At 70.2% G+C, this 8,817-nt stretch carries 4 protein-coding genes and 1 pseudogene; 2 read left to right on the forward strand and 3 right to left on the reverse strand.

Annotation, left to right across the window (positions count from 1 at the left end; genetic code table 11):
* Nucleotides 1-149: 149 nt before the first annotated feature.
* Both AB0927_RS38705 and AB0927_RS38710 read right to left on the reverse strand, forming a co-directional pair.
* Nucleotides 150-596, reverse strand: coding sequence for an LD-carboxypeptidase (locus AB0927_RS38705; protein WP_366672546.1), 447 nt, complete (start codon nt 594-596; stop codon nt 150-152).
* A gap of 87 nt (nt 597-683) precedes the next feature.
* Nucleotides 684-1,184 (reverse strand): annotated as a pseudogene (locus AB0927_RS38710) (glycosyltransferase family 2 protein); the annotation flags it as partial.
* A gap of 1,283 nt (nt 1,185-2,467) precedes the next feature.
* Between AB0927_RS38710 and AB0927_RS38715 the strand changes: the two are divergent.
* Together AB0927_RS38715 and AB0927_RS38720 are read left to right on the forward strand one after the other, a co-directional pair.
* On the forward strand, nt 2,468-6,670 hold the full coding sequence (locus tag AB0927_RS38715) for a carboxypeptidase regulatory-like domain-containing protein (protein ID WP_366672547.1): 4,203 nt from the start codon (nt 2,468-2,470) through the stop codon (nt 6,668-6,670).
* A 99-nt stretch (nt 6,671-6,769) separates the two neighbouring features.
* Entirely contained in the window at nt 6,770-7,612 is an 843-nt protein-coding gene (locus tag AB0927_RS38720) for a zinc-binding dehydrogenase (protein WP_366672548.1), read from the forward strand.
* A gap of 128 nt (nt 7,613-7,740) precedes the next feature.
* On the opposite strand, the gene AB0927_RS38725 is transcribed toward AB0927_RS38720, so the two are convergent.
* The gene (locus AB0927_RS38725) at nt 7,741-8,577 is read right to left on the reverse strand and encodes a helix-turn-helix transcriptional regulator (RefSeq protein WP_366672549.1); all 837 of its coding nucleotides are present in this window, start codon (nt 8,575-8,577) and stop codon (nt 7,741-7,743) included.
* Between the last annotated feature and the right edge of the window lie 240 nt (nt 8,578-8,817).

Here is an 8,817-nt window from a genome sequence, read left to right on the forward strand (position 1 = left end):
GCGTTCAGCAGAAGCGAGCACCTGGTGCTTCGCCTTCCCTGTTCGAGGCGGCTGGGCGCAGCCGAAGGGGCATGGCATGACCACCTGGCCGGACAGGCCGATCGCCCGGGGCCCGAGGGCTTGGCCGACGTGATGCCGGCGGAAGCCGATCAGCATGAGCGTCTGACGAGGACAGGACGGATGACCGACACGGAGCCGATCCGGAGCCGGGAAGGAGACCAATGGACCGCTGCCGTGCCGGTGTCGGGCCGCATAGCTGCCGCGCGGCCCTTGATGGTGCAGCCGGAGGCCCCCGTCGCGGCGCGCGGCTCCTCGGCGCCGAAGTCCCACAGCACGGCGGGGCCGCGGAAGGTGAACAGGCCGGTGCGGGCGGTGTTCGCGTTCAGCAGCAAACTCGGGTCGCTCACCCCCACGAGCGGCTTGAGGCGCTCGGCGATCAGCTCGTAATCGAGGCCGCGTAGCAGGCGGTTGGCGCTCTTGCCGCCACCAGCGCACACCACCGCGTCGAAGCCGGGGTGGTGTGCGCTGGTCGGGAGCGGAGACGACACCGACACGGCCGCCCTTGGCGAGGGCGCGGACAGGAGACGGGCGGACAAGGTGCTCTCCTAGCCATGCTCTGTTACGTCAACTCCCGCGATCCAGCAAACGACTGCTCCGAGATTCCGAGGAGCCTCGGGGCGGCATCAGACGATCGGTGGTCTCCCGGCGCGGGTGAGCCGGGCTACCGTGCTCCAGCTCATAGGCTTTCGTTCGCCGTGTCCGCCGCGCAGACCTTCCCGGAAGCCGTCAAGGGATGCCTTGAGTGCGGACCGGTCCCGGAATCGGGTCAGGGTCAGTACCACGAACGTGGCGAGGTGCAGCAGCGCCAGGGGGTGGGGCAGGTTCCGGCGGGCCAACCAGACTCGGTTGCGGGCGTTGAGCCGGTAGAACCTGGCGTGCCGGGCCGGATCGGTCGCGGGGTGGTGCACGACGATGCCGGGGAGGTATCGGCCGGTGCGCCCCTGGTCCCACAGCCGCCAGGCCAGATCGATCCCCTCGTAGAAGAGGAAGAAGTGGCCGGGCCGGCCGCCGGCGGCGTTGAATGCGTCGCGGCGGACCATGACGACGCCTTCGGCCATGACGGTGACGATGCCGGGCCGGGAGGGATCGGCGGCTCGTAGCCGGGGTACCCAGCGGCGCAGGGTGACGCCGTCGGCACGGTGGCACCATGGGGGCACCGAGGGGCGAGCAGACGGGGGCACACAGGGACACAGCTGACAGCAACGCGTCGCGCCCCGGCCCGGGCAGCACCCGCGGCTCGGGCGCCGTCACGTGTGCGCCGCCGCGGCCTGGAGGGCGTGGCGTCCGCCGTCGGTGACCTCGACGGGATCGCCGTGGCTGGTCTGCACACCAGTTGGAACGCTGGGACGCCCGGCTGCGCCGGGAAGGAGGACAACAGCCCCGCGCGCAAGATCGGTTCCTGAAGGCCCTTCGGGACGCCCTGGAGCATCCGGACAACGCCGACTTCGCGAACGGGCAGGCTGTCGCACCCCCATCCTGACCAAGAAAGACAAGCACAAGGGCCGCGCCCCCGCCACCACCGTCTGGCGCCAGACGACCCGTGCGCCAGGCGCCTCACCTCGGTCCTGCGCCCGGCTCGACGATCCGGTGCCACCCGGGTTGAGGCATCCGACACAGACCCCCCTTGCGGCTGACCAGGGCACACGCTGGCCTCCGGCCGCGGGCAGGACCCTGCCCGCAGTGCGGGCATGTTCGCTCCGCATACCGGCACGCAAGGGGGTGGTCTCGGGCTGGACATGTGGGGGCGGCAGTGGTGTTCGAAGCGGCCGGCTACTCCCTGCTGGGGCCACAGCCACGGGCACTCGGTGCCGGGCAGAGGCCCCCTCCATGCCTCCGGGGCTTCGCACGCGGCCTACGGCCGGGGGCTTTCCCTTCGGGCGGGTTCATCCGCTGCGTCGCGTTTATCTGCCGAATCCTTGCGGAATTTCCCCCGCGCCGCAGCCAATAAACCTCACAGAACCCTCTGAAACTTTTTGACTTCCCATCGGGTCGACGAACCGGCCCGTAGGGCCGTCGAGAGGGAGGCGAATTCCGCAAAACCCTTCCCGGCAGAAAACGGCCGCACTCGTGGAAAAATGCTGGCCATTATCGCCCTGGAAGGTTCGGAGGGATGTCCGGCACTCACCAGGTGGCCGAACCGGACTGACCAACTCACCTTGCAGAAACGCAGTTTGGGGCGACAGAGGTGCAGACCACTGTCGCCCGGTACCAGGCGATTTCTGCCGGAGTCACCGATCGGGCACACCTTTCTCTCGACTTGATCCGGAACGGCCTGTTTTGACGTTGCGGAGAAATAAATCATTAACAGCGGCGCCGTTGACGGATCTCTCCCTGGTCCCGAACAGTTGGTGAACGGCGAATGCAATTCGTCGTCGACCTGAAAAAAGTGTGGTCGACCCGTGCATACATGGGAGACACGCAATTGAGAGTCACCGGCATATCCAGACCGGCCACCAGACGAAGGAGACCGGTCCGGACTGGGCTGACCGCCCTGGCCAGCGCCGCGGCCATCGCCGTACTGGGGCTTACCGCCCCGGAGGCGAACGCGGCGACCTCCGCGACCTCCGCGACCTCCGCGACGACCGACGACACCACCAAGCCCTCCGTAGAGGCCTCGTGCGCCGAGCCCGGCCCCGGTGAGGTGAGCTGCTTCGCGCTGCGCCGCACCGATGTGAAGTCCGAGCAAGGCGTCCAGCCCAGCGCCACCACCCCGAGCGGCTGGGGCGCCACCGCGCTGCAGGACGCCTACAACCTTCCGGCCGACGGCGGCGCGGGCCAGACGGTCGCCATCGTCGACGCCTATGACGACCCGAGTGCCGAAGAGGACCTGGCGGTCTACCGGGCGCAGTACGGACTGCCCGCCTGCACGACGGACAACGGCTGCTTCAAGAAGGTCGACCAGCGGGGCGGCACCGACTACCCGGCCGCCAACAGCGGCTGGGCCGGTGAGATCTCGCTCGACCTGGACATGGTCTCGGCGGCCGCCCCGTACGCGAACATCGTCCTGGTGGAAGCCGACTCCGCAAACTTCGACGACATGGGCGCCTCGGTCGACCAGGCGGTCGCGCAGGGCGCCAAGTTCATCTCCAACTCCTACGGCACGGGTTACACCAGCGCTCCCGGCAGTGGTGAGGACCCGTCGGAGACCACCGACTTCGACGCCCACTACAACCACCCGGGTGTCGCCGTGGTCGCCTCCTCGGGCGACGACGCCTACGGAGTCGCCTACCCGGCGGCCTCGCAGTACGTGACCTCGGTGGGCGGCACCGCACTGGAGCAGGACTCCTCCACCAGCCGCGGCTGGTCCGAGTCGGTCTGGTACAACAGCTACGGTGGTCCGGGCTCGGGCTGCTCGGTCTACGAGGCCAAGCCGGCCTGGCAGGAGAGCGTCACCACCGACTGCGGCATGCGCGCGGTCTCCGATGTCTCCGCGGTCGCCGACCCGTTGACCGGTGTCTCGGTCTACCAGACCTACGGCGGTGGCGGCTGGGCCGTCTACGGCGGCACCAGCGCCTCCTCGCCGATCATCGCCGGCGTCTACGCCGCGGCCGGCACCCCGACCGCCGGCACCTACCCCGCCGCCTACCCCTACGCGGCCGACGGCAGCGGTCTCAACGACGTCGTCGACGGACACAACGGCTCCTGCACCCCCGCCAAGCTGTGCACGGCGGGCGACGGCTGGGACGGCCCGACCGGTCTCGGCACCCCCAATGGCGTCCAGGCCTTCCAGAACGGTCCGCACGGCGTGCTCAGCGGCACCGTCACCGACAGCACCACCGGGGACCCGATCGCCGGCGCGGAGATCACCGCGGGCGACTCCAAGGCCAAGTCCGCGGCGGACGGCAGCTACTCGCTGACCCTGACGGCCGGTACCTACGACCTCACAGTCGACGCCTACGGCTACACCACGGCCACCCTCTCCGGGGTCGAGGTGACCGACGGGGATACGGTGACCAAGAGCTTCGCGCTCACTCCGGTCCCGACCGAGACCGTCTCCGGCAAGATCACCGACGGCTCCGGACACGGCTGGCCGCTGTACGCCGCGATCACCGTCGACGGAGTGTCGGGCGCGCCCATCCAGACCGACCCGCTCACCGGCACCTACTCGGTGAACCTCCCGGCCGGCAAGACGTACACGCTGAAGGTCAGCAGCAACTACCCCGGCTACAAGAGCGCCACCAAGGACATCACCGTGGGTGACTCCGCGGTCTCCGCCAACGTGAGCCTCCCGGTGGACGCATGGTCGGGCTCCGCGGCCGGCTACACCGCGACGGACGACGGCACCACCGAGCCGTTCGACTCCACCACCTCCGCCCCCGAGGGCTGGAGCGTGGTCAACGCCGACGGCACCACCGGCGGCTGGGAGTTCGACGACCCGGGCAAGCGTAAGAACACCACCGGCGGCACCGGCGCCTTCGCCATCGTCGACAGCGACAAGGCGGGCAGCGGCAAGACCCAGAACTCCACGCTGACCAGTCCGTCCTACGACTTCTCGGGCACCGACCTGCCGGAGCTGAGCTACCGGACCACCTACAAGTCGTACAGCGGACAGACCGGCAAGGTCGAGGTCAGCTCGGACGGCGGTACCACCTGGACCGTGGTCTCCTCGCTCACCAGCTCCGTGACCGGCTCCAAGGTCACGATTCCGCTGGCCGACTACGCGGGCCGGTCCGACGTACGGGTGCGCTTCCACTTCACCAGCAAGTTCGGCTGGTGGTGGGAGGTCGACGACGTGTTCATCGGGGCCCGCGACTTCTCGACCGTCCCCGGCGGCCTGGTCGTCGGAGAGGTCAAGGACGCCAACACCGGCGACGGCATCCCCGGAACCACCCTGACCGGCACCGGTGACAGCGCCGTGAGCACCATCTCGACCGCCACCCCGGACGACGCGGCCCTCGGTGACGGCTTCTACTGGGCCTTCGCGCCGGCCGGCCAGCAGACCCTGACCGCCGCCAAGTCCAAGTACACCTCGGCTGCCAAGGCCGTGACCTTCGCCGCCGACTCCACGGTCCAGAAGAACTTCACCCTCAAGGCCGGGCAGCTGAAGATCACGCCGGCCTCGGTCGACGCCCCGGTCGCCTGGGGTGGTTCGGCGACCAAGACCATCACGGTCAAGAACACCGGTGGCGCCGACGCCACCGTCAAGCTGGCCGAGAAGACCGGCAGCTTCACCCAGGCGACCTCGGGTGCGCCGCTGATCAGCGTGAAGGGCCACTACTCGCCGCTGTCGGCGAAGAGCCAGGCCGGCACGTCCGGTGACAGCACGGCGGCCCCGGCCGAGGGCGGCGACGCCTGGCAGACCGTGGCCAACCTGCCCGCCACCATCCAGGACAACGCCGTGGCCGCCGACAACGGCAAGGTCTACTCGGCGTTCGGCTACGACGGTTCGGACGACATCAAGTCGCTGTACTCCTACGACGCCGAGAGCGGCTGGACCAAGCTGGCCGACGCGGCCGACACCCGGGAGTCGCCGGCCCACGGATTCATCGACGGCAAGCTGTACGCCGTCGGCGGCTGGGGCGCCAGCGGCAGCACGGACGCCAAACTGGAGATCTACGACCCGAGCTCAAACACCTGGACGACCGGCGCCTCGTCGCCGACACCGCTGGCGGGCTCGGGCTCCGCGGTCCTGGACGGCAAGCTGTACGTGGTCGGCGGCTGCACGGACACCTGCGGCTCCACCTCGGTGACGGTCTACGACCCGTCGAACGACTCCTGGTCCACCGCGGCGAACTACCCGGTGAGCACCTCCTGGGAGTCCTGTGGCGCCATCGACGGGCTGCTGTACTGCGCCGGCGGCTCCGGGAGCTCCGGCGACCTGAAGTCCGCGTACGTCTACGACCCGGCCGCCGACTCCTGGTCCGCCCTGCCGGACATGCCGAAAACCTTGTGGGGCTCCTCCTACACCGTGGCCAACGGCATGCTGCTGATCACCGCCGGTGTCAGCAGCGGCACCCTCACCAACGCGAGCTACTCCTACGACCCGGCGGCCGGGACCTGGTCGTCGCTGCCCAACGCCCAGACCGCCACCTACCGCGGCGGCGGCGCCCCCGGCTTCTACAAGGTCGGCGGCGCGATCGGCAACGCCACCCCGGTCAAGACCGTCGAACTGCTCCCCGGCTACGACCAGGTCGGCGGTTCGGACGTCAGCTGGTTGTCGCTGGACACCTCGCAGGTCACGCTCGCTCCGGGGGCCAGCGTCACGGTCACCGTGTCGGTGACGTCGTCGGTCGACGAGATCACCCAGCCCGGTGAGTTCACCGCCAAGATCGGCATCGCTTCCGACACGCCGTACTCGGTGGCGGACGTCCCCGTCACCATGACCGTGGCCCCGCCGAACACCTGGGGCAAGATCACCGGCACGGTGTACGGCAAGGCGACCGACGGCAGCACGTCCCCGCTGAAGGGGGCCACCGTCCAGGTCGACTCGTGGGCACAGTCATTCACCCTGATCACCGACAAGGACGGCCACTACGCCCTGTGGCTGGACGTCCGCAACAACCCGCTCACCGTGATCGTCGCCAAGGACGGCTACGCACCGACGGTGGCCACCGTCAAGGTCGTCAAGAAGGGAACAGTGACGACGAACTTCACCCTGAAGAAGGTCTGACAACGATCCCGTAGGCGTGGCGGGCCCGGCCAAAAGCCGGTCCCGCTCCGCACCGGACGCCCGGGGTCGCGCTCACTACGCTGAGTGCGACCCCGGGCGGTGTCAGGCCGGTCGCATCGCCGCCGACGCAGGTCATACGCCCGCAAGGCGGCGGCCGCCGCCGGGCCGGGGACCACCCTGTGCCAGAACCGGCGCACCTACGGAGTGAACCGCGCGCTCACCGATGGTGTGGCGTGGTCGGGTTCGTGGGCGGACCACATCGTCCTTCAGCAGGGTACGACGGTGGTGCGGGCGGCGCCGGGGGTGTCCGCCCGGGCGGCGATGGCACTGGCCTGCGCCGGTCCCACGGTCGTGCACGCCCTGTACGAGCGGCGGTCCGTCCGTCTGGGAGAGACCGTCATCGTCCAGGGCAGCGGCCCGGTCGGGCTGGCTGCGGCGGCCTTCGCCCAGCTCGCCGGAGCGGCACGTGTGATCATCGTGGGCGGTCCCGAAGGGCGGCTGGCCGCGGCGGCGGCCGGCATCGGCGACGTGCACCTGGATGTCGTGGGCGGCACGGACCCGGCGGCGGTGCTGGGCGAGGCACAGGCCGCCGCCGGCCCCGACGGCGCCGACCTCGTCATCGAGTGCGCCGGGGTTCCCGACGCCGTCGCCCAGGGCCTCACCCTGGCCCGCAGGGGCGGTTCCTACCTGGTGATCGGCCAATACACCGACGCCGGTGACACCCGACTCAATCCCCACCAGATCGTGTACCGGCAGGTCGAGGTGATCGGGTCGTGGGCCTTCACCGGCGCGCACCTTGTCGGGTACGTGCGGGTGCTTCCCGCTCTCGCCGCGCGCTTCGACCTGGAGAGCATGGTGACGGCCTACCCGTTGGAGAGCCATCGCGAGGCCCTGGCCGACGTCGCCGCGGGCGCCGTCCTGAAAGCCGTACTGACCGGGTGAGCGGCCGTGCGGTGAGAGCCGCCACTCACCGGCCGCTGAAGGGCACGTCTGCCTGCGTGCCGCAATGGCAGCCGGCACACCGAGGTGAGCCCCGCGGGTCCGCGTCCGCAACGCCCGGGCCCGCGGGATCACTCGCTTGCCTGCAGACGGCGCAGGGCGTCCCCGGAGTCCTGGTCGTCGGGCAGGTAGGCCAGGAGGTGGTGGCCAGGCTCGTCCACGGCGGCCAGTTTCACGTACCGCAGGCGCAGTTCGCCCACAGCCGGATGCCGAAAACGACGGACTGAGGGCTCGAACCCGGCTGTCTCCCGGCGCTCGTACCACCGGGCCGCGTCACCGTCCGACAGCAGCTCGCCGATGAGTTCGGCGAACCGCGGATCATCGGGCCGGCGAGCGGCCCGTGACCGGAACTGGCCGAGCAGGGCGCGGGCCTCCTGTTCCCAGTCGGCGAGCAGCGTGCGCGCCGGCGGCCAGCGGAACACCAGCCAGAGGAGATTGCGCTGCTTGGGGTGCAGCCGCGCCGGATCGGTCAGCAGGGCGGCATACCCGGCGTTCCATGCCAGCAGGTCCCAGTGCGGGTCGAGGACCACGGCCGGGTGGGGTGCGATGGCCTGCACCAGACTGAGCAGGTTGCGTGACACCCAGGTGGGAGCGTCGGCGGGCGGCCTGCCTTCCTCCACGAACGACATCACGTGCGCGGTTTCGGCGGCGTCCAGTCGCAGCACCCGCGACACCGCGCGCAGTACCTGCTCCGAGGTACGCACCCGGCCCTGTTCCAACCACGTGTACCAGGAGACGCTGATGCCGGCGAGTTCCGCGACCTCGGCCCGCCGCAGCCCCGGCGTTCGGCGGCCCGGGGCCTCCGGCAGGCCCACATCGTTCGGTTTCAGCCGTTCACGGCGGGACCGCAGGAAGGCCCCCAGTTCCCGTCGGGGGGACTCGCCCGACGGCGTGGAGAGGGCGCTCACCGTCCACCGCGCCGGCGCCCGGCCCCGGCCGGCGGTGCTGCACCGTGATCCGCAAGGGGCGAGGTGCAGCGCTCTCGGCCTGCCGGGCGGGCCGAGCAGCCGCCGAGGCATCCCTCCGTCATGGCGGAGAATCCGCTTTCCGCACGCGCCCTGCACAAGATGACTTCAGAGTGTAGTTTTTCGGCTACTCTTCGTGACGGTTCGTTCGTTGTGGCCGACGCCCTGTCTGCCGAGCGTCTC

This window comes from Streptomyces sp. NPDC048106, from assembly GCF_040706415.1.
Classification (GTDB): Bacteria; Actinomycetota; Actinomycetes; order Streptomycetales; family Streptomycetaceae; genus Streptomyces.